Here is a 21558-nt window from a genome sequence, read left to right as displayed (position 1 = left end):
CTGTGCCTCGACGCGTTTCAACCGCCGCCGTTACCAGCGCGCCAGCTGGGTGATCTGAACGAGGTTGCCGCAGCTGTCGTTCAACTGGGCGATGGTCGAACCGGTCGCCTCGGTCGGCGGCTGGATAAACGCACCGCCCTTCGCCTTGATGCGCTCGTAGTCGCCCTTGACGTCGTCGGTGAAGAACATGACCGCGGGCTGGCCCTGCTTGAAGATGGCTTCCTGATAGGCCTTGGCGGCCGGGTTGTCGTTGAGCGCGAGTTGCAGCTCGGTTCCATCAGGCTCTTCAGCCGAGGCCACGGTCAGCCAGCGATAAGGCCCGTTGCTGAAATCGGCCTTTTTGGTGAAGCCCAGCACGTCGGTGTAGAAGCGCAGTGCGTTTTCCTGGTTGTCCACATACACGCTGGTCAGCTTGATCTTCATTGCTCTTTTTCCTCTGTCATAGTCGGTCATTACGGGATCCAGCCGGGCAGGGCCGCGGCCTGCTTGATCCATTCCACCATCCTCGCCTCATCGAACTGATCGTCTTCGCGGATGTCGATCCAGCGCACATCCTTGCTCTTGGCCGTGCCGCCAGGCGGAATCGGCCGCAACGACGTGCCGCTGAAGAAGGTCACTTTCAAATAGTGGGTGAAGACGTGGAAACTCACGAACCAGCCTTGGCCCTCGACGCCGTAGAAGGGCGAGTTCCAGCGCACGGCCTTGCGCACGTCGGGCACGTTGTGTTCGATGAGCGCGTCGAGGCGTTCGCCCAGGCCGCGCTTCCAGCCCGGCATCGCAGCGATATAGGCCTGCACCGGGGCGTCACCGTCGCCCTTGGCGATTTGCGGGTTGCCGCCCGAGAGCAGCACTGGCGCAGCCTTGGCCTTGGTCGATTGTCCCTGCGTCTTGGCCATTCTGCCCCACTCCTATCCGCGCGCACGCTGCGCGCCGCGTCCCTTGGCGGCATAGGGCAGCACGAATATGTACAGGCCGCTGGACAGCAGCAGGAGGAGCGGCAAGAGCGGCGAATAGACCACCCAGGCGGGAGGCTGCCCGAATGCCATGGTGGCGAAATTGGCGACGACGGTCAGCGTAAAAATGATCGACAGCCAGCGATGAATGTGCCGAACCCACTTGTTCCTGTCCAATAGCTCCTCCTGTCAAAACAAGCCGAAGCGGACCCGTGATCCGCATGTCGGCGGGTTTCAATCTATCCGCGCCAGGACCTGACTCAGATTTGTAAAGTACTGCCGCCACCCACTCGTCGCGCCCCGATACGCCTGCTCCTGATCCGGCCGGAAGCCGGACTGTTCCATACGCAACCGGGTGCCCGTGCTGGTTGGCATGAGAGTCCAGGTGACGACACTCTCGAGGCCATAGGCCTGCCACGTGTAGGATAGTGTCTTGTTCAGCTCGACGGCTGTTACCTGACAGTCGACAACAATGCTCACGTCGGGTTGCGGTTCCTTTCGCAGATTGAAACGGTGGTCCACAACTGGCTTGAAGTCGTTCTTCATCAGCCATTCCTCGATCAGATGCGGTTGGGTCAGCGCGCGCCAGATTTTTTCCGGCGGATAGGGGATCTCACGTTCGACGATGACGGAGCGCGTTTCGGTCGCGATGTTGGTCATTGGTCCATTCTTTTGAGCAAATTTTCGAGGTCGTCGAACCGGCTCTGCCAGAACGTGTTCATCTGGTTCGTCCAGTCGGTCAGCGGGGAAAGTGCTGCCAGCTGGGCGCTATAATGGGTCTGCCGTCCTTGATGGCGGTCGCGCACCAGCCCGGCCTGCCTGAGCACGCCGAGATGCTTCGACACCGCAGGTTGAGAGACCCCTGACTGAGCCGTTAGGGCACCGACCGTCTGCTCGCCTTGCCGGCACAGGCGCTCGAAGATCGCACGGCGCGTCGGATCGGAGAGCGTTCTGAAGAGGACATCGTGAGCGTTGTTCATTTTGGATCGATAACCCAGTGGCTATTGATTGACGTATAACCGCCGAGATATAGATGTGTCAAGCGGGGTGCCGGCGGTCACGATCCGGCGGTTTCCAAAAAAATCTTTCCATTGCCCCAAGGATTAGCCATTAGCCTTCGTCCAACAGGCAAATGATGGCGATGATGCTGGATGAAAGCGAAGCCTCCGACGCCGAACTGATCGGGCGGGCGAAGGGCGGAGACAGGGGGGCCTTCAGCACATTGCTGGAAAGGCACTATGACTTCGTCTATCGCGCTGCCTATCGCTGGTGCGGCAGGAAGGCCGATGCCGAAGACATCGCCCAGGAAGTCTGCGTCAGGCTGGGCAAGGCGATCCGCGACTATCGCGGCGGCGGCGCTTTCACCACGTGGCTCTATTCCGTGACCCTGAACGCTGCGCGTGACATGATGCGAAAGTCCGCCCGCGAGACCGTGAAGACCGAGGCCTATGGCGTCCATGCACTGATCTCCGGCGAGGCGTCGGTCGAACCGGAAGATCCGGCCGAAGCGCTGTGGACCGCGGTGCGGCAACTGCCGGACAAGCAGCGCGACGCCGTGCTTTTGGTCTATGGCGAAGGATTGAGCCACGCGGCCGCCGCCGAGGCGATGGCGATCTCGGAGACGACGGTTTCCTGGCACATCCATGAAGCGAAGAAACGGCTGAAGACGCTGATGCGCGCGGCCGGGGAAGTGTGACCATGGTCGACGACAACGAACTCAACAGACTGCGCGATATCGCAGCACCGGCGCCCGCCAAGGATGCCAAGGCACGTGCCTTCGAGGCCGCCTTGCGCGCCTATGATCAGGAAAATATTTCTGCTGTCACCCAAGGATCGATTGGCGGGCTTCGTCTCACAGAGCGAGCACAAAAGCTCTGGAGCGAGATCATGCAAAGGAAACTCATTGCCACGCCGGCCCTTGCCGGGCTCGTCGCCCTGCCGATCGCCGGATACGCCACCTTCCATCTGCTGAGGGAACAGCCGCCCAAATTCGGCGGCGACGAGAAAATCACCGAGACGCTGGCCGATAAGCCGGCGACGGTGAAGCCGACGACCGCCGAACCGAAGCCGGCTCGCGGCGAGTTGGAGAAGGACAAGAAGGCAGACGCGGATGTGGAAAGCCGCGGCGCCACCGATGCGCTTGTGGCGCCGGCCTCGCCGCAGAAATCCGAATCGACCGTTGCTTCCGGCGCGGCACAACAAAATGCGCTGGAGCGCGGTGTGCTGGCCGAGCCTGCGCCACCGGCACCGACAGGTGAATTCGCGCTGGATGGCGCTGCAAGTGTACCCAGCACCTCGCGAGCCCGCATGCCGGCCGAATCCAAGCTGATGGCGCCGCAGCAGCCGTCGATCTTGCCGGCCGACCAGATGCAGCCGCAACCGGAAAACCGCGACCGCATCGAGGATTTCAAGACCAATCCGGTGCATGCGGCACTCGAGGATCCGGTCTCGACCTTCTCGATCGACGTCGACACGGCCTCCTATTCCTTCGTGCGCGGCTCGCTGAAGCAGGGCACCCTGCCGCAGGCCGATACTGTTCGCGTCGAGGAGATGATCAACTACTTCCCCTATGACTGGAAGGGTCCGGAGTCGGCCTCGACACCGTTCAACTCGACCGTCAGCGTCATGCCGACGCCGTGGAACACGCAGACCAGGCTGATGCATGTCGCCATCAAGGGTTTTGACGTCAAGCCGATCGAGCAGCCGAAGGCCAATCTGGTCTTCCTGATCGATGTCTCGGGCTCGATGGACGAGCCGGACAAGCTGCCGCTGCTCAAATCGGCATTTCGCCTGCTGGTCAGCAAGCTGAAGGCCGACGACACTATCTCGATCGTGACCTATGCCGGTGACGCCGGCACAGTGCTGGAGCCGACCAAGGCGTCCGAAAAGGACAAGATCCTCAGCGCCATCGACAATCTGACGCCCGGCGGCAGCACGGCCGGCGAGGCGGGCATCAAGGAAGCCTACAGGCTGGCGCAAAAATCCTTCGTCAAGGACGGCGTCAACCGGGTGATGCTCGCCACCGACGGCGACTTCAATGTCGGTCAAAGCGACGACGACGACCTGAAGCGGCTGATCGAAAGCGAGCGCAAGACCGGCGTTTTCCTGTCGGTGTTCGGCTTCGGCCGCGGCAATCTGAACGACCAGATGATGCAAACCATTGCCCAGAACGGCAACGGCACCGCCGCCTATATCGATACGCTGGCCGAGGCTGAAAAGGTGCTGGTCGAGGATGCCTCGTCGACGCTGTTCACCATCGCAAAGGACGTGAAGATCCAGGTCGAGTTCAACCCGAACAAGGTCTCGGAATATCGCCTGATCGGCTACGAGACCCGCGCCTTGAACCGCGAGGATTTCAACAATGACCGCGTCGATGCCGGCGATATCGGTTCGGGCCACTCGGTCACCGCGATCTACGAGATCACGCCCAAGGGCAGTGGTGGCGAGCAGATCGACCAACTGCGTTATGGCCAGGCGTCGGTGGACAATGGCGGCGTCGCCAATGCAGACGAATATGCCTTCGTCAAGATCCGCTACAAGCTGCCGAATGAAGACGTCTCGAAGCTGATCACCACGCCGGTGACCTCGGCCAACGAGATCTCGTCCTTCGACCAGGCCAGCACCGACCAGCGCTTCTCCGTCGCGGTCGCCGCCTTCGGCCAGAAGCTGCGCGACGAGGATGCGACCGCGAAGTTCGCCTACGACAAGATCATGGAGATCGCCACTGCCGCTCGAGGGGCCGACCCGTTTGGGTACAGGGCCGAGTTCCTCTCGCTTGTGCGCCTTGCCTCTGCGCTGGGCGGTAACCGGTAAGTGGTGATGACGGCCGGTTTCTTTCAGATGGGATCGTTCTGATACGGGGGAACCGACCGCGGGCGGGTGAGGCAGGCCGGCGAGGGAAACCTTGCCGGCCTTTTTTCGCGGATTTTATGGGTCGTTAAATTGCGCGGCATTTCCGGTACCGGATGGCAACCCCCTCCTTGTTACGCAGGACAGGTGTACTGGGCTTGAGGGAGCCAAAATTGCAGATCAGGACTATCGCCAACTCGCTACCCCCGGCGCGAGACGCCTCGGCGGTTTCATCGGCCCCATCATCGGAATCCAGGCGTATCAGTGACGATGTCGCGCAGGCGCGCCACACCGCCCTGTCGGCGCTGACCAACGACCGCTTCCGCATCATGCTGGAACAGATCACCGACCCCAGCGCTTCAGGCGCGCTGATGACGATGCGCGGCGACAATGTGGTCGACTTCAAGTCGGCGCAGTCAAGCTACGCCGACAACAGCGAATAGGTACGTTCAGCCTGTTCGGTAGGTTAAACCAGCCTATGAAATAAGAAGGCGTTCGTCGTTGGAAAGATGCCTTCCTGTAAGGAAGCCTTTCTTTAACGCACTGCGAGCCAATGTTTGTCTCGAATTTGTCCATTTGGACAGATCCTTAATCATTTTCTCTGGCGCATTTACGGCAAGCCATTTTCCAATTCGTTCGATCGAATAGCTTTCGACCCACCGCCCGTCTTCCCAACCTTCGACGAAACGTTCAACGGCCCTATGCGCATCACGCTCTTCATTGGGCGATTGAAACGCCTGCTTAAATCGCTCTCTATCGCTAGGTCGGAAGGTTCCTAAGCGAGATAGCAAATCATCCTGTAACGGCGTGCTTTTGACCATAACCTAGTTCACAATCTCGCCACGCTGGGGCGGTGGTAGACTCCATGCCATCACAGATAGTCGATCTTGATGGCCAATCCCATACCTTGAATCAAATTAGCTGCGGCGTCCACTTGGCTTTTAGATGGCGGCTTTTGTTTGCAATATCGTCCTGAGTTAGCATTTAGAACCCAAAGGAGTTTATCGTCATCCAAATCAAGCGCTAGTTCTCCAGCGATCCGAGCCTTGCCGCCACTTAATAAGGTAGGATGTCCAAGTTTTTTGTCTTCGGACGGATGCTTGTATCCTCTGCGGCGAGGAAAGCCTCGAGTGTCGGGTTTGCCATCCAAAACTGCAATCTCCTCGATCGCAATTTTGATGCTCCCGCTTGCATCCATAACCCACAGATAATTTTGAGTTTGAGCTGCAGATTTCAAGAGTGACGATTGCGCGCAATCTCGCAACGACGACAATGTTGCCAGCAATTCAGTATCCAAGGTGCAAAGCGAATTAGGAGTTCGATCTTCCTCCCATTTCATTATTCGCTCAGGCCCTCTGAGTTCCCCAAACTCAGTGTCAAGATTCTCAACCAAGATGTAAGCCCCTCAAAATTCCAACCCTAATCAGCAGGAACAGGAAACTTACTTACCGAATTGGGGATGTCCAGAGTAACCAGTCACACGTCCTAGGCCCGGCTGCGGCGGCGCTCGCGGCGGGCTTCGCTGGTCTCGGCGGTGTTTTCCGTCGCGACCTTGTTGCGCATCGGACCAATGCGCTCGACGATCGCCGCAACCGTCGGACGATCCGCCTTGGTGTGCGCATCGAGCGCCTTGCGCATGGCGGCAAGGTGCTGGAACGAGGTGCCGCAGCAGCCGCCGATAATTTTGGCGCCGCCATCGACGGCGAGGCGTACATAATCGGCCATCAGTTCTGGCGTGCCGGAATAATGGATTTCGGTGCCGCGGAATTCGGGAATGCCGCAATTACCTTTGACGATCACCGTCGCCTCCGGCTTCGCCTCGGTCATGTCGAGCAGCGAGGCCAGGATGTCGGACGCGCCAACGCCGCAATTGGCGCCAACACCGAGCGGCGCCTGCGACAGCCCGTCGGTGACGCCGTGGATATCCCTGGGCAGCAGGCCCATCATGGTGCGGCCGGCAGTGTCGAAGGAACCGGTATAGGTGTAGGGCAGGCCGACGCGGATAGCAGCCTCGGCGGCGGCCCGGATCTCGTCTGGAGCCGACATCGTCTCGATCCAGGCGACTTCGGCGCCGCCTTCCTTGAGGCCCTCGATCTGCTCGGCGAAGGCGTCGACCGCCTCGTCATAGGTCATGGCGCCCAGCGGCACCAGCAATTCGCCGGTCGGGCCGACCGAACCGGCGACGATCACCTTGCGGCCGGCCTTGCCGGCGACCGCACGCGCAAGCTCAGCGGCGCGTTTGTTCAACGCGTGCACGCGATCCTGCGCATGGTGCAGCTTCAAGCGGTGACGGGTGCCGCCGAACGAGTTGGTGAGGATGATGTCGGCGCCGGCATCGACGAAATTCTGATGCAGGCTGGTGATGGTGTCGGGCGCCGTCTCGTTGAGCAGCTCTGGCGCCTCGCCCGCCTCCAGCCCCATGGCGAACAGGTTTGTGCCGGTGGCGCCATCGGCCAGCAGCACGCCCTTTTCAGCCAGCAGCTCATCGATCGGGTTGATGGTCGTCATCGGATTGGCTTTCATGTTTCGAATTCGAATAAGGATATAAAGAAGTCTTTATGTGCAGTCAATGATTTTGCCGCGACCGCTCGGCCAGATGGAGCCCTTTCCTCACGATCCGGGGGTGATCTCGACGTGGATCTCGGTGCAGATGCCGCCATTGGTCGGGTGATGGTCGACCGAGCAGGCGGTGACCACCAGCAGGAGGTTCTGTTCGGCGCGCAACGTCACATAGCCGCCCGGCGGATTGATCGAGGCATCGACGACGAGCCGGCCGTCCGGCTGCGGCAACGAATTCTGGAAGAAATCGACCGGATCGGGGGCAAATGGCAGCGATATGCCTTCGGAGGCCAAAGCCTTCATCAGATTGTCCCGGCAGTTCGGATGATTGGGAAATCCGGCGCGCTCATAGAGCGCGCTGTCGCAAGCGGGGTAAAGCATGTCGTGCGGACCCGGCGAGCCATCTTCGACCAGCGTCAGCATCGGCTTGGCGGCGGCACTGAAGAAACTGTCGCCGATTGCGGGAAAAAGCCGCTCGGTGATGTCACGGGTCTGCGAGGTGCTCAGCCAGTCGACCGTCGGGTCGGTGCTGAAAGCCCAGAGATCGGAAACCTGCTGTCCTTTGGGATCGATGATGCGGATGAGGTCGCCTTGAGAGACGCGGATGGCGCGGCCCGACTGGGGAGGAACGACGATGCGGCGCGGATCGGGCATGAACTGTCCTTCAAAAATGGAAATGGCGTGGCCGGGACGAGGCTCCACCAGAGGACCATGATTGCCAGAGATCAGACAGTGCCTGTTGGGAACGACATGCCGGCCAGTTTGTGCGCGAAGCCGGACGCCTCGTGCGCGTTGATGTCGGCGGCGCGGATCAGATTGTCGAAATGCTGGATCAGCGTCTGGATCGGCTGGGTGGCGTTGAGCACCAGATACATGTCGCCGACATAGATGGCGGCGCGATAGGGACCGAAGATGGTGTAGGGGATGGAATAGCGAATCCGCCCGTCATAGAGAAACAGCCGGAAGGTGGGGTAGAGGTCGTCGAGCAGCGTCGCCATGTGCAGCAATTGGGCGCGGCGGTCGGCTTCCGGGAAACGATCCCAGACACCCAGGCCGCGGGCGAAAATCTCCAGCGTATGGCGAGGCATGCAGACTTCCATGTCGGTTTCCGGCCGCCTGTTGTAGTCGATGCGGTATTGCGTTTCGCCGGCCTGGGCGAGGCGGCTCTTGTTGGTGATGCCGGCTTCGTAGTCGACCAATGCTTCGGTGCGCAGAAGGTCGGGAATGCCGGCCGGCACGTAGCGGATCTTGGTGCCGGCCGCCTCGGCATGCCATTTGGCCAGCAGTGTGCGGTCGAAGCCGTCCGGTGCCTCCTCGATCTCCAGGCTCTCGCGGATTTCGCCGGTGAGGCCCTCGTCCTGGCTGAGGCCGAGAAGCCAATCGAGCGACACCTTGAACTCGGCGGCGATGTTGAGCAGCGTTTCCGCTCGGGGCAGACGCGTCGAGGCGCCCGACAGCAGCTGCGACAGCGCCGAACGGTCGATGCCGACCGCAGTCGCGAAGGCCGACTGGTTCAGGTCGGAGCGTGTCAAGAGTGTTTTCAGGCGCTCGCGGAAGATCGTCGACAGGTCGCGCTTGTCCATGTGCGTGCTCCACCTCGATTGAGGAAAAATTTGCGCCGAATCGCTTCCGAGCGCACCTCAGGCGTAAATGAATCCCTAAGCCTGTTTACAATGTGTAACATGTGCGGTCAAAAATGCGCAATCGCAACATTTTGTGTACTTTGTCTCGTTGAGTGGAATCACTTCTCCTGACACAATGTTGTCAGGAGCCAATTGGGGCTCCGGCGACTGAGGGGCAGTGGTCGATAGCATGACGAGCAAGAGCATCAGGCGACACAGCGCACCGGCCATAGAGTGGCCGACCGTGGTACTCGCCTTCTTCTGCTACGCAACTTGGCTCGCCACCGGTTTCCTGCTCTGGCCATCTTACCCCATACTGGCGCTCGCCCTCCTGGCTTTGACCGCCGCACTGCAATCCTCGATCATGCACGAAGTGCTGCACGGTCATCCGACACGCAATGCTCGGGTCAACGAAGCCTTTGTGTTCCTGCCGATCGGTCTGGTCTGGCCGTTCCGCCGCTTCAAGACCATCCATCTGCGCCACCACGCCGACGAGCGGCTGACGGACCCGCTGGACGATCCGGAAAGCTATTATCAGGCGCTCTGGCAGCACGACGAACTGCCGCCGACGATGAAATTCCTACTCAAGATCAACAACACCATGGCCGGCCGCTTCGTGCTTGGCCCGTGGTTGTCCTGCGTCGGCTTCTTCATCGACGATGCCAAGCAGGTGATCGCCGGTGACAAGGCGATCCGCAAGGCCTGGCTGTTGCATGCGATCGGCCTTGCCGTCGTGATGCCGATCGTGCAGTTCGGCTTCGGCATCCCGCTGTGGCTTTACATTCTGGTGCCGGTCTGGCTCGGCCAGTCGCTGATCTCGATCCGTACTTTCGCCGAGCATCAATGGTCGGAACATCCGGAAGGCCGCACGGTGATCGTCGAGCGCTCGCCGCTGTCGTTGCTGTTCCTCAACAACAATCTGCACTTCGTCCATCACAAGACCCCGACCGTGGCCTGGTACAAGCTGCCCAAGCTGTTTCGCGACCGCCGTGAGGAATGGCTGCGGATGAACAATGGCTATGCCTATCCCAACTATTTCGCGCTGATCAAAGCCTATGCGTTCAAGGCGAAGGAGCCGATCGTGCACCCGGTGCTGCGGCGTCAAGTCGAGCCGGGCAGGGCCTTCAAGCCGCGCATCAGGGCGCGCAGCATCAGCGGACTCGGCAGTGCGCCGGTTCCCGCAGAGCCGCCGAAGGAATAATTCCGGTCTACCCGGAATCCGTGTCGGCCAATTCTGATTGGGCGCCGCGTTTTTGCGATCATTTTTCCAGACATGATGATTTGATATCCGGCATGAGTGAATTGGTTGCGGCGTTGCCGATGTATGACTGGCCCGAAATGCGCGGCGAGGTCGACGCGCAATGGATGCTGTTGCGCGACGCGTTTCTGCAAAAGGGTATCGACGCACCGCAAACCATCGTGCGGCGCAATGGAGACCTGCCGCCGATACCGGGCGGTATTCGTGATGCTGCCGGTGCATTGATCGCACCCGATCCAGCGACATTGCCGCCGGACGAGCTCGATTTTCACAGACTGTGGCTGCACCCGGCGCTGCTGTTCGCGCAGACCTGCTGGGGGCCGATGGAACTCGGCCTGTCCAGGCATGTGCAGGTGGTTGCCCAGCCAAGCTACGACGCCTACGAAGGCGGGCAGGGCGAGCTCTATTCCAGCGCCATCGTCATGCTGGCGGATGGCGCGCCGTCGGTTGCCTCGCCCAATGACGGCAGCCCGCTGATCCCACTCGATCGGATCCGCGGCAAGCGCTTCACCTTCAACAGCCTCGATTCGATGTCGGGGTTCCTCGGTTTGACGCGCGACCTGGAGGCGATGGGCGAGAGCCTTGACCTCTTTGCCTCGCGCAGCGAAAGCGGTGGGCACCGTTCCTCGATCGTCGCAATTGCAGAGGGCAAGGCCGATATAGCGGCCATCGACTGCGAGAGTTGGGCGCTGGCGCAACGCTTCGAGCCGGCGGCGAAAAAGGTGGCGGTCGTCGGCTGGACCGGACGGCGCAAAGGCCTGCCCTACATCACCGCCGCAGGGACACCGGAAAAGACGGTTGGGGCGTTGCGCGAGGCCATTGCCGGGCTAGCCGAGCAGTCTCTTATCCAACGGGTAGGTTGAGAGCTGTTCGTTGCCCGTCTCGGTGATCAGTATCTGTTCCTCGATCTTGACGCCTTCGCGCCCGCCAAGCCTGCCGATATAGCTTTCCACGCACAGCACCATGCCCGGTTCCAGCACGCCGTCCGGAGTGTCCGATGTCCAGTCGCTGGCATGCGGCAGGGTCGGGTATTCATCGGCCAGGCCGACGCCGTGATAGAGCACGCCGTAGCGCGTCGGGAAGCAGTCGCCGGGCGGCACCGCCGAGCGTTCGACGAGGTCGCGAAACGAGATGCCTGGCTGCATCAGTGCCGTGTTGTGCCCGATCTGGTCGGCAGCGATGCGGAACAGGTCGCGCTGTTGGCTGGTCGGCTTTCCATCGCCGCACAGCCATGTGCGCGACAGGTCGGCGCAGAAGCCGTAGGGGCCGATCAGGTCGGTGTCGAAGGCGACGAGATCGCCAGCCTCGATCTTGCGCGACGAGCATTCCTGGAACCACGGATTGGTGCGCGGGCCTGACGTCAGCAGTCGCGTCTCGATCCATTCGCCGCCGCGCGCGATGTTGCCGCGGTGCAGTTCCGCCCACAATTCGTTTTCGGAAATCCCCGGCTTCAGCGCTTGTTCCATCTCGCCCATCGCCGCCTCGCAGGCGACGATCGCGCGGCGCATGGCGAGGATCTCGTCGGGTGATTTGATCAGCCGCGCGTTCTCCATCAACGCTTCGCCATTGCCGATGGAAATGCCGAGGCGAGCCAGCTCCTCGACGCCTTCCGGATTGATATGGTCGACGGCGATGCGGCTGTTGCCGCCGCCATGCTCTTTCACCAGATCGGCTATTCCTGCGGCCCAGCGGCGGACCTTTTGCTCGGTCAACTCACCGCCATAGAGATACATCCACGACACTGCCGGTCGCACTTCGTCGACGACGCCGGAATGATCGGACAAATGCTCGCAGGAGAAATAGTCGAACAGCACCACCGGCCCGTCGGTGGCGACAAAACAATGCCGCGTCGGGTTGTGCGCCACCCACAGCTGCATGTTGGTCGAGTCGGTGGCGTAGCGGATGTTGACGGGGTCGTAGAGCAGGGCGCCGGCATAGTCGCGGCGCTTCAACTCAGTGCGGATGCGCTCCAGCCGGTATTGGCGCATCGCCGGGAGGTCGGGAGTGGCAATGCCCGCCGCGACCCATTCAGCCTCGGCCTGCGCGCCATAGCCCAGCACATGCTGGTTGAGCGAAGCCGCCTTCTGGCGGGAGGCGTCGCGCAAGGCTTCGATCGAGTCGGCTTCGAACGGCATGATCTTGCGATGCCGGCCAAAGCTGCCCTTTGGCGCCGGGTTGTCCATGGTCGAAACTCAGGTCCGCATCTTCTCGCCGCTCGGATCGAAGGGCGCTTCGACATTGATGCGGGCCGGGCGCCGGTGACCGAGGATCTCGATCTCGAACAGCCCGGCACTTTCGTCCTCGGCAAGCGCTGCGGGGACGTAGCCCTGCGCCATCGACTTCTGCACATAATGCGCATAGCCGCCTGACGTGACCCAGCCGACCACGCGCCAGTCACCGTCGACGATACCCCGCACGGCGGAAGCGCCTTCGGCAGCCTTGGAGCCACGTATTTCCTTGCCGCCCTTGTCGAATCGGGGCGCGCCATAGCCATGCGGCTTTTCAACCGTGCCATAGTCCTTGCTGACCTTGGCCCAGATCGGCTCATCGCCCATGACATCGGCGTCGGTGGCATCGACGATGAAGGAGACGCGGCGCAGCTTTGGCCCCTCGGCCTGTTCCTTGGCAGCGGCCTCGCGGCCGATGAAGTCGTTCTTCTCGAGCTTGATGAAGCGGTCCATCGCGCCTTCGAACGGTCCATAGATCGGCCGCAACTCGCGGAACCAGGTCGGAAAATTCTTTTCGAGGCGCATGGAGAGCAGCGCGCGCATGCCGAAATCGACAAGGCCGAATTCCTCGCCGGCGTCCTTGATCGCTTTGTAAACCAGGCGCTCGTAGGCCGGTGCCATCCAGATTTCATAGCCGAGGTCGCCGGTGTAGGTGATGCGGTTGACCATGCAAGGCGCCCCGCCAACCGCCATCTCGCGGAAATCCATGAAGCGGAAGGCTTTTGTCGAGACATCGACATCGACCAATTTCTGCAGCAAGTCACGTGACTTCGGCCCTGCGATCGACAGGCCTACCAGCGTCTGGTCGAAGCGGTGGATGCGCACCGTTCCGTCCTTCGGTAGATGCTTCTCGAACCAGCGCATGTGGTATTTCTGCGCCGCCGAGGAACCCCAGATCATGAAGCGGTCTTCTGCCGCCTTGGCGATGGTGAAGTCGCCGATCAGCTTGCCGAATTCGTTGAGCATCGGCGTCAGCACGATGCGGCGGGTCTTCGGCATGCGGTTGGTCATCAGCCGGTTGAGGAAATCCTCGGCTGCGGGTCCCGAGACTTCGTATTTGGCAAAATTGGCGATCTCGGTGACACCGACACGCTCACGCGTGGCGCGCACTTCCTCGCCGATCGGCCCAAAATCGTTGGAGCGGTGGAAGGAGACGATATCCCTGGGTTCCTTGCCTTCAGGTGCGAACCAGAGCGGCGTCTCAAGTCCCCAGCTGTCGCCCATGACGGCATTGTTGGCCAGCATCGTGTCGTAGAGCGGTGTCGTCTGCGCCGGGCGTGCTGCCGGGAGTTCCTCATTGGGGAAGCGGATGGAGAAGCGGCGCGAATAGTTTTCGCGCACCTTGGCGTTGGTGTAGCGCAGGCCGGCCCATTCGCCGAAGCGGGTGACATCCATGCCCCAGACGTCGAAGCCGGGATCACCATGCACCATCCAGTTCGACAGTGCGAGGCCGACGCCGCCGCCCTGGCTGAAGCCGGCCATGACGGCGCAGGCGCACCAGAAATTGGTCAGGCCCTGCACCGGGCCGACCAGCGGGTTGCCGTCGAGCGCGAAGGTGAAGGGGCCGTTGATGATCTGCTTGATGCCGGCTTTCTCGATGCCGGGGAAATGCTTGAAGCCGATTTCCAGCGACGGCGCGATGCGATCGAGGTCCGGCGGCAGCAATTCATGGCCGAAATCCCACGGCGTGTTGACCGGCGACCACGGCTTGCAGGCTTTTTCATAGGTGCCGAGCAGGATGCCGTTGCGCTCCTGGCGGGTGTAGATCTCGCCCTTGAAGTCGAGCACGCCGATCATCTCGCGGCCCGTCGACTTGTTGAATTCCTCGACCTCCGGCATCGGCTCGGTCAGCAGATACATGTGCTCCATGGCCAGCACCGGCAGTTCGACGCCGACCATGCGGCCGATCTCGCGCGCCCACAGGCCGCCGCAATTGACGACATGCTCGGCCTTCACCGTGCCCTGTTCGGTGACGACGTTCCAGGTGCCGTCGACCTCCTGTGTCAGTTCCACGACGCGGTTGCGCAGCACGATCTCGGCGCCGAGTTTTTTCGCCGCCTTGGAGTAGGCGATGGTGGTGCCGGACGGGTCGAGATGGCCTTCGACCGGGTCCCACATGGCGCCGACGAAATTGGTCTCGTCCATCAGCGGGAACATCGCCTTGGCCTCGGAGGGGGTGATCAGCTCGGTGTCCATGCCGAGATAGCGGCCCTTGGCATGGGCAAGGCGCAGGAAGTCCATGCGCTCGGGCGTGTCGGCCATCATCACGCCGCCGGTCAAATGCAGCGAGCAGGACTGGCCGGATATCTCCTCGATCTCCTTGTAGAGCTGCACCGTATAGGCCTGCAGCTTGGCGACGTTGGGGTCGCCGTTCAGCGTGTGGAAGCCGCCCGCCGCGTGCCAGGACGAGCCGGAGGTGAGCTCCGAGCGCTCGATCAGCATGATGTCGGTCCAGCCGGCCTTGGCCAGGTGGTAGAGAACCGAGCAGCCGACGACGCCGCCGCCGATGACAACCGCTTTTACATGAGATTTCATCTAGATAGGTCCGTTTTTGCGTAAACTGAATCAGATGGGGTGTCGGCGGGGAGCCGATCAAAAATCGGTCGGCGCGCCGCCTTCGGACCGGCGCTTGGCGACGAAGGCGTTGAGTTCCTCGCGGATGGCCGGGTCCATGTAAGGCTCCTCATAGGACGCCAGCCGCTCCTTCCAGACCTTGTTGGCCTTTTCGAGCGCCGTCGGCGAGCCGGCTTCCGCCCAGGTCTCGTAATTGCGCCAGTCGGACAGGATCGGCGAGTAGAAGGCGGTCTTGTAGCGGTCCTGCGTGTGCTGGGTGCCGAAGAAATGGCCGCCAGGACCGACCGACTGGATGGCGTCGAAGCCGAGTGCCTCGTCGGAAAGATCGAGGGGGGTCAGGAATTCGGCCACCATCTGCAGCAGGTCGATGTCCAGGATGGTCTTCTCGTAGGAGCAGCGCAGGCCACCTTCGAGCCAGCCGGCGGCATGCATCATCAGATTGCCGCCGCCCTGGATGGCGCCCCACAGCGAGAACACGCTTTCATAAGCCGCCTGCGCGTCGACCGTGTTGGCGGCGCAGGTGTTGGAGGTGCGGTAGGGAATGTTGTAGCGGCGGGCAAGCTGGCCGCCGACGAGCTGCGCCTTCATGTATTCCGGCGTGCCGAACGCCGGCGAACCGGACTTCATGTCGACATTGGAGGTGAAGCCGCCATAGCCGACGGGTGCGCCCTTGCGCACCATCTGGGCGAAGGCGATGCCGGCAAGCGCCTCGGCGTTCTGCTGCACCAGTGCGCCGGCGATGGTGACAGGCGCCATGGCGCCCGACAGGGTGAACGGCGTCACGACGACGACCTGGCCCTTGCTCGACATCTGGATGATGCCTTCCATCATCGGCACGTCGAGCTTGAGCGGCGAATTCGTGTTGATGATGGTGAAGACGGACGGCTCTTCCAGCATCTGCTCGTGGCTGATGCCGCGCGCGATCCTGGCGATCTCGATGCCGTCGACATTGCGTTCCTTGCCGAGCGAATAGATGTGGAACACCTTGTCGGTGAGCACGCTGAGATCGCGGATGCATTCGAGGTGGCGGACGGACGGATGGATATCGGTCGGCTCGACCGGGTAGCCGCCCGTGCAGTTCAGGATGTTGTGCATCTGCGCGAGCTTTAAGAAATTGCGGTAGTCCTGCTGGTTGCCGGGCCGGCGGCCGCGATCGATGTCGGAGCAATTGGGCGCCGACGCCATCATCGAGATGATCACATTGTTGCCGCCAAAGCGCACATTGTGCGCTGGATTGCGGGCATGGATGGTGAACTCCGACGGGCAGTGCGACACCAGTTCGAGGATCATGTCGCTGTCGAAACGCACCCGCTCGCTGCCGTCGCGCACATCGGCGCCATGCGCCTTCATGATGCTGCGGGCCTCGTCATGCAGCACGTCGACGCCGATTTCCCTGAGCACGCGCAGGGAGGCGAGGTGGATCGATTCCAGCTCGTCGTCGGAGACCAGCCTAGTCGGCGTCAGCGGGTTTTTCAGCTGGCGGAAAGCCGGCTGCTCGAACGCGGCCGAGCCGCCGGCGCGCTTCCCGGCGCGGCCGCCGCGACGGGCGCGGTCGGTGGTCAATGCCGGTTCCAAGGGTTGTAGGGCGGCGGTCATGATGGTCCTCGTAGGATGCGATAGCGGGCGGCATAATGGACCGGCGGCTGTCCAGCCATTGCGGAGGCGGCGACCACTAGGGCGAGGGAAGCGACATGCCGGAACGGCAGGTGCCCGGCCGCGACATCGGCCTGATTCCGCCGCCTCGCTGGCGCAAGCGGATTTCGGTGGCCGGCCCTTCCTTTCCCGGGATCGAACCGATAGCTACTCGGGCTTGCCGGCCTGATGGTCAGCAGTTCATTTGGATAGCAGCATGGTCGCGACCGGCTCGAGCGAAGGCGAAGCGGGAACGCAATGGGCAGCGCTTGCCGGCGTCACTGCGGCACTTGCCATGTTCGGCGCCGCGCAGGGGTTGAGTTCGCCGCTGTTCACGCTGCTGATGCAGAAACAAGGCATGTCGCCAGCGCTGATCGGCTTGTCGGCGGCGATGATGCCGCTCGGGCTGATCCTTTCGGCTTCTTTCGTGCCCGCGGCTGTGCGGCTTGTCGGTGCACGCAATCTGGCGGTCGGCTGCTCGCTGATCGGCGCGCTCTGCTTCCTGGGTATCGGCTATCTGCAGGACTGGGTGGCCTGGTTCGTCATCCGCTTCATCATCGGCGTCGTCATCAACCCGCTCTACATCCTCGGCGAGGTGTGGGCACTGTCGCTGGCGCCGCCATCGCGGCGCGGCAGGGTGATGGGCGTGTTCAACACGCTAATGGGCGCCGGCTACGCCGCCGGACCATTCGCGCTGACCCTGCTCGGTACGTCGGGCTGGGCGCCCTTCATGGTCGGCGTCGCCGGTTTCGCGCTCTGCGCGGTGATCCTGCACGCGGTCTCGTCTAAGCTGACCGGGTTCGAGGATGACGACCAGCCTGCCAGCGGCCTTGTCGGCTTTGCCAAGGTGGCGCCTGCGCTGCTGCTTGCCGTGCTTGTCTCGGCGGCGGTTCAGCAGAGCACTTATGCGCTGGTCCCGGTCTTCGGCGCCAGCTATGGCCTGGCGGAAGCCGTTCTGGCCTCGCTGGTGATGGCGCTTTCCCTCGGCAACATCCTGCTGCAGATACCACTCGGCCTTCTGGCGGAGCGTTTTGGCGGCCGCGCCATGATCATCGTCTGCGCGCTGGCAACAACCGTTTGCGCGCTTTTGCTGCCTCTGCTGATCACAACGCCGTTGATCTGGGTCGTGCTGCTGGTGATGGGCGCGGTCGGTTACGGCGTCTACACCATGGCATTGGTCGAACTCGGCAGCCGGTTCAAGGGCTCTGTGCTGGTCGCTGGCAACGCTGCCTTTGCACTGATGTGGGGCGTCGGTGGCATCGTCGGCCCACCCGGTGCCGGCGTGCTCATGCAAGGCATCGGCCCGCTCGGGCTGCCGGTCGTGATCGCCGGCCTCGACGCGGTGCTGGTGATGTTCGCGCTGTATCGGTCGTCCGTGCGCCGAGCTTCCTGACGAGCCCAACCTCCTGACCGGCCCAACTTCCTGACAGGCCCAACTTCCTGACAGGCCCAACCTCCTGACAGGCATTGTCTGGAGCAAGCGGTTTTCGCCTGCCAGGGGCTTACCACCGCGTTGCTCAATCGCTAATCCTGCAGCCTCGATAGCGGTGCGCACAATGAATTTGGTTGAATCGAACGAGGACGAGACGATGCAATGGGCGGCGATCACCGGTGTGATCGCGACCGTCTCGGTGTTCGCCATCGCGCAAGGGTTGTCCTATCCGCTGCTGAGCTTCATCCTGCAGCGCCAGGGCGTTTCGCCGGCGATGATCGGCCTGTCGGCGGCCATGACGCCGATTGGTTTCATCCTGTCGTCGCCATTGATCCCGGCGCTGGCCCGCCGGTTCGGGGCAGGGCGCACAGCGCTTACCTGTGCGGCGCTTTCGGCTGTCGTGCTGGCGCTGATCGGCTGGACGCAGAATGTCTATCTGTGGTTTCCCCTGCGCTTCCTGATCGGTGTGGTGACCAACCCGCTCTATGTGCTGAGCGAGATCTGGGTCATCGCGCTGGCGCCGCCGGCCCGGCGAGGGCGCGTCATGGGTGTCTATTCGACGATCATCTCGGCCGGTTTCGCGGCCGGGCCGCTATGCCTGCTTGCAGTCGGCACCGAGGGCTGGCCGCCCTTCCTCGTCGGCATCTCCGCCTTCGTGCTGTGCGGCATCTGCCTGGGCTTGGTGCTGCCGCGCTTGCCCAAGGTCGACGAGGCCGGGCATCAAGTTTCCGTCCTGGGTTTCGTGCCGCTGGCGTGGCTGCTTTTGTTTGCCGTCATAGTCGCCGCCGGTTTCGAACAGGGCGCGCTGGCGCTGCTGCCTGTCTATGGCACCCATCACGGCATTACCGAAACCCGCATGTCGGCGCTGCTGTCGGTGATGATTGCCGGCAATATCGCCATGCAGGTGCCGCTAGGCCTGCTGGCGGAAAGGCTTTCCGCGCGCCTGGTGCGGCTTGCCTGCGTCGCGATCACGGTGCTCGGCTGCGTCCTGCTTCCGCTTCTCATCGAGTCGCCGCTGATCTGGCCAATGATCTTTATCTGGGGTGCGGTTTCCTACGGCATCTACACGATGTCGATCATCGAGCTCGGCGAACGCTTCACCGGCTCCGCACTGGTTGCCGGCAATGCGGCCTTTTCCTTGATGTGGGGCGTCGGCGGTATCGCCGTGCCGCCGCTGGCGGGCGGCGCCATGGATATTCTGGGTGCCGGCGGGCTGCCGATCACGCTTGGGCTGCTGTGCCTGGCGCTGGCTATTGCTAGCCTCGCTGGTGGGCGGAAAGCCTCAATTGTGCGCTGAGCATAGTGAATATCGATACGGCCTATCCGCGTTGGCTTTTTCAAAGCAACGCGTTTATCGGAGACCTGATGACCAAGCCTTCCACCCAGACGCCGAATTCCACCCCCTCGACCGACGATCCCTTTCTCTGGCTGGAGGACAGGACAGCCATACAGTCATTGGACTGGGTACATCGCCAGAACGAGATCACGGTTGGTGAATTGCAGGGCGATCCGTCCTACCAGGCGTCGTTCCAGACCGCGCTCGACCTGATGACGGCCGAGGACAACATTGCGGTCGGCGCTGCGTTGAAAGGCCATGTCTACAATTTCTGGCAGGACAAGACCAATGTGCTCGGCCTCTGGCGCCGCACGACGGTCGCTTCCTACAAGACCGAGAAACCCGACTGGGAAACAATCGTCGACTTCGACCAGCTTGCGGCGAAGGAGGGGATCAAATGGGTGTTCAGCGGCGCCAGCCGGCTCTATCCGGACTTCAACCTTTGCCTTGTCTCGATGTCGCCGGATGGCGGTGACGCGAGCGAGATGCGCGAGTTCGACATTGCGACCAAGTCGTTTGTCCACGGTGGGTTTCGCGCGCCCGCTTCCAAGTCGGGCTTCAGCTGGCTGGATAAGGACACCGTGATTGTTTCCGCCGCTTTCGACGAGGCCGACAAGACCGATTCCGGCTATCCGCGAGTCATAAAGCTGTGGAAGCGCGATACCAAGCTGGAAGACGCGACGCCGATCTTCGAGGCGCAGAAAGAGGATCTCGCCGTTGGTGCCGCTGTCGAGTACGACGGTGACAGACGCTATCTGGTCCTGGCTCGAACGCTGAATTTCTTCGCTTCGCACATCTTCCTTCGGCTGCCTTCCGGCGAAAACAAACAGCTGCCGCTACCGGACGACATGACCGATACGGCAATATTCAGGGATCAGCTCGTGTTCGGCGTGCGCAGTCCATGGACGTCGCCCGACGGCACGGTTTGCAAGCCCGACGGCCTCTATTCGCTGGATCTGGCGCACTGGGTCGAGACCGGCGCGCTCGGATCTGTCGAAACCTTGTTCGAGCCGGCATATCGCGTTTCCATCGCCGGCATGGCCCGCACGCAGGACCGGCTGTTCATCAGCCTGATGGACAATGTGCGCGGCAAGGTCGTCGTCTGCGAGCGCAAGGATGGCAACTGGTCGCTGAAACCGGTGGCGCTGCCCGAAAATGGCAATGTCGGCATCAGCCATGCCGAGCAGTTCGGCTCGAGCGTGTCCTTCTCCTTCACCGATTTCCTGACCCCGAGTTCGATCATCTGGTCTGACGACAATGGCGAGACGCTCGCTACCGTGAAGTCGCAGCCGGCGCGTTTCGATGCCTCGCCGCTCATCTCGGAACAGTTCGAGGCGCGCTCCAAGGACGGCACGATGATCCCTTATTTTGTCGTCAGGCGGCGCGATCAGAAGGGGCCGGTGCCGACGCTGCTTTACGGCTATGGCGGTTTCGAAGTGCCGCTGCTGCCCGGCTATGCCGGCGTGCGCGGGAGGCTATGGCTGGAAAAGGGCAATGCCTATGTGCAGGCCTGCATCCGTGGCGGCGGCGAGTTCGGCCCGGCCTGGCATCAAGCGGCGCTCAAGGGTAATCGCCAAAACGGATTCGACGATTTCGCAGCGGTCGCGCAGGACGTCGTCAAGCGCGGCATCGCGACAGCAAGCTCACTCGGCATCCAGGGTGGTTCGAATGGCGGCTTGCTGACCGGCGTTTCCTTGACGCAGCATCCCGAGCTATTCGGCGCCGTCATCATCGAGGTGCCGCTGCTCGACATGCTGCGTTACGCCGAATTGCCGCCTGGCGCCTCGTGGATGGCCGAATATGGCGATCCGTCGAAACCCGAAGACGCGAAATGGCTTTCAGCCTACTCGCCCTACCAGCATGTCGACGCCGCTGCCGCCTATCCGCCGGTGCTGCTGACCACATCGACCGCTGACGATCGGGTCCATCCCGGCCATGCGCGTAAGATGGCCGCCCGCCTGCAGGAAGCCGGCCATGCCAGGACGCTGTTCTTCGAGGAGACCGAGGGTGGTCATGGCGGGCGTGGCGACCGCCGGCCGCAGGCGGCGCAGACGGCGATGAAATATGTCTTCCTGCAGAGGGCGCTGACAGCCAAGGCCTAGACTCATTCCGTTA

The 21558-nt window shown here is 62.1% G+C and carries 21 protein-coding genes; 8 read left to right on the top strand and 13 right to left on the bottom strand.

Annotation, left to right across the window (positions count from 1 at the left end; translation table 11 throughout):
- Positions 1-30 precede the first annotated feature (30 nt).
- From NKJ67_RS27690 to NKJ67_RS27670, 5 genes are read right to left on the bottom strand one after another with little or no spacing between them, the layout of a single operon-like run.
- Positions 31-423 carry a VOC family protein gene (locus NKJ67_RS27690; protein WP_127267742.1) on the bottom strand — a complete coding sequence of 131 codons (393 nt, stop codon included), beginning with the start codon at positions 421-423 and terminating at the stop codon, positions 31-33.
- Between the two features lie 29 nt (positions 424-452).
- Positions 453-896 carry a DUF1801 domain-containing protein gene (locus NKJ67_RS27685; protein WP_352584364.1) on the bottom strand — a complete coding sequence of 148 codons (444 nt, stop codon included), beginning with the start codon at positions 894-896 and terminating at the stop codon, positions 453-455.
- A 12-nt stretch (positions 897-908) separates the two neighbouring features.
- On the bottom strand, positions 909-1130 hold the full coding sequence (locus NKJ67_RS27680) for a hypothetical protein (protein WP_352584362.1): 222 nt from the start codon (positions 1128-1130) through the stop codon (positions 909-911).
- A gap of 57 nt (positions 1131-1187) precedes the next feature.
- Complete coding sequence (locus NKJ67_RS27675) at positions 1188-1613, bottom strand: SRPBCC family protein (RefSeq protein WP_352584360.1); 426 nt, start codon at positions 1611-1613, stop codon at positions 1188-1190.
- Complete coding sequence (locus NKJ67_RS27670) at positions 1610-1933, bottom strand: ArsR/SmtB family transcription factor (protein ID WP_127291759.1); 324 nt, start codon at positions 1931-1933, stop codon at positions 1610-1612. The genes NKJ67_RS27675 and NKJ67_RS27670 overlap by 4 nt, the downstream gene beginning before the upstream one ends.
- Before the next feature lie 155 nt (positions 1934-2088).
- On the opposite strand from NKJ67_RS27670, the gene NKJ67_RS27665 reads away from it, so the two are divergent.
- The 3 genes from NKJ67_RS27665 to NKJ67_RS27655 all read left to right on the top strand — a co-directional run bounded on the left by NKJ67_RS27665 (position 2089) and on the right by NKJ67_RS27655 (position 5245).
- Entirely contained in the window at positions 2089-2649 is a 561-nt protein-coding gene (locus NKJ67_RS27665) for an RNA polymerase sigma factor (RefSeq protein WP_127271980.1), read from the top strand.
- 2 nt (positions 2650-2651) lie between these two features.
- Positions 2652-4766, top strand: coding sequence for a vWA domain-containing protein (locus NKJ67_RS27660; RefSeq protein WP_352584357.1), 2115 nt, complete (start codon positions 2652-2654; stop codon positions 4764-4766).
- Positions 4767-4975: 209 nt separating this feature from the next.
- Complete coding sequence (locus NKJ67_RS27655) at positions 4976-5245, top strand: hypothetical protein (protein ID WP_352584355.1); 270 nt, start codon at positions 4976-4978, stop codon at positions 5243-5245.
- A gap of 33 nt (positions 5246-5278) precedes the next feature.
- Here the strand turns inward: NKJ67_RS27655 and NKJ67_RS27650 are convergent, their stop codons facing one another.
- From NKJ67_RS27650 to NKJ67_RS27630, 5 genes are all read right to left on the bottom strand, one after another.
- Positions 5279-5623, bottom strand: coding sequence for a hypothetical protein (locus tag NKJ67_RS27650; RefSeq protein WP_352584353.1), 345 nt, complete (start codon positions 5621-5623; stop codon positions 5279-5281).
- Between the two features lie 50 nt (positions 5624-5673).
- Positions 5674-6195 (bottom strand): hypothetical protein, encoded by a 522-nt coding sequence (locus tag NKJ67_RS27645; protein WP_352584351.1) that lies wholly within the window; start codon positions 6193-6195, stop codon positions 5674-5676.
- 92 nt (positions 6196-6287) lie between these two features.
- Positions 6288-7310, bottom strand: coding sequence for a betaine--homocysteine S-methyltransferase (bmt, locus tag NKJ67_RS27640; RefSeq protein ID WP_164893272.1), 1023 nt, complete (start codon positions 7308-7310; stop codon positions 6288-6290).
- 102 nt (positions 7311-7412) lie between these two features.
- Positions 7413-8015 carry a DUF1989 domain-containing protein gene (locus NKJ67_RS27635; RefSeq protein WP_352584349.1) on the bottom strand — a complete coding sequence of 201 codons (603 nt, stop codon included), beginning with the start codon at positions 8013-8015 and terminating at the stop codon, positions 7413-7415.
- A 71-nt stretch (positions 8016-8086) separates the two neighbouring features.
- Positions 8087-8944 carry a helix-turn-helix domain-containing protein gene (locus NKJ67_RS27630; protein WP_292566886.1) on the bottom strand — a complete coding sequence of 286 codons (858 nt, stop codon included), beginning with the start codon at positions 8942-8944 and terminating at the stop codon, positions 8087-8089.
- 229 nt (positions 8945-9173) lie between these two features.
- On the opposite strand from NKJ67_RS27630, the gene NKJ67_RS27625 reads away from it, so the two are divergent.
- Complete coding sequence (locus NKJ67_RS27625) at positions 9174-10184, top strand: fatty acid desaturase (RefSeq protein ID WP_352584347.1); 1011 nt, start codon at positions 9174-9176, stop codon at positions 10182-10184.
- A 92-nt stretch (positions 10185-10276) separates the two neighbouring features.
- Complete coding sequence (locus tag NKJ67_RS27620; RefSeq protein ID WP_352584345.1) at positions 10277-11104, top strand: phosphate/phosphite/phosphonate ABC transporter substrate-binding protein; 828 nt, start codon at positions 10277-10279, stop codon at positions 11102-11104.
- Here the strand turns inward: NKJ67_RS27620 and NKJ67_RS27615 are convergent.
- The 3 genes from NKJ67_RS27615 to NKJ67_RS27605 are packed head-to-tail and all read right to left on the bottom strand — an operon-like array spanning position 11069 to position 16639.
- On the bottom strand, positions 11069-12424 hold the full coding sequence (locus tag NKJ67_RS27615) for a M24 family metallopeptidase (protein WP_352584343.1): 1356 nt from the start codon (positions 12422-12424) through the stop codon (positions 11069-11071). The genes NKJ67_RS27620 and NKJ67_RS27615 overlap by 36 nt on opposite strands.
- Before the next feature lie 9 nt (positions 12425-12433).
- Positions 12434-15004 (bottom strand): GcvT family protein, encoded by a 2571-nt coding sequence (locus tag NKJ67_RS27610; RefSeq protein ID WP_352584341.1) that lies wholly within the window; start codon positions 15002-15004, stop codon positions 12434-12436.
- A 57-nt stretch (positions 15005-15061) separates the two neighbouring features.
- A complete protein-coding gene (locus tag NKJ67_RS27605) occupies positions 15062-16639 on the bottom strand; it encodes a trimethylamine methyltransferase family protein (protein WP_128308992.1) in 1578 nt (525 codons plus the stop codon).
- 253 nt (positions 16640-16892) lie between these two features.
- On the opposite strand from NKJ67_RS27605, the gene NKJ67_RS27600 reads away from it, so the two are divergent.
- The 3 genes from NKJ67_RS27600 (at position 16893) to NKJ67_RS27590 (ending at position 21545) form a co-directional block, all read left to right on the top strand.
- Complete coding sequence (locus NKJ67_RS27600; protein WP_352584339.1) at positions 16893-18068, top strand: MFS transporter; 1176 nt, start codon at positions 16893-16895, stop codon at positions 18066-18068.
- 163 nt (positions 18069-18231) lie between these two features.
- Complete coding sequence (locus NKJ67_RS27595) at positions 18232-19404, top strand: MFS transporter (protein ID WP_127409077.1); 1173 nt, start codon at positions 18232-18234, stop codon at positions 19402-19404.
- A gap of 68 nt (positions 19405-19472) precedes the next feature.
- Positions 19473-21545, top strand: a complete 2073-nt coding sequence (locus NKJ67_RS27590; RefSeq protein ID WP_352584337.1) for a prolyl oligopeptidase family serine peptidase — start codon at positions 19473-19475, stop codon at positions 21543-21545.
- Positions 21546-21558: the final 13 nt, after the last annotated feature.

It is taken from the genome of Mesorhizobium sp. M0088 (genome assembly GCF_040322895.1).
GTDB lineage: Bacteria > Pseudomonadota > Alphaproteobacteria > Rhizobiales > Rhizobiaceae > Mesorhizobium.
This window is presented reverse-complemented; position numbering and strand designations above follow the sequence as displayed.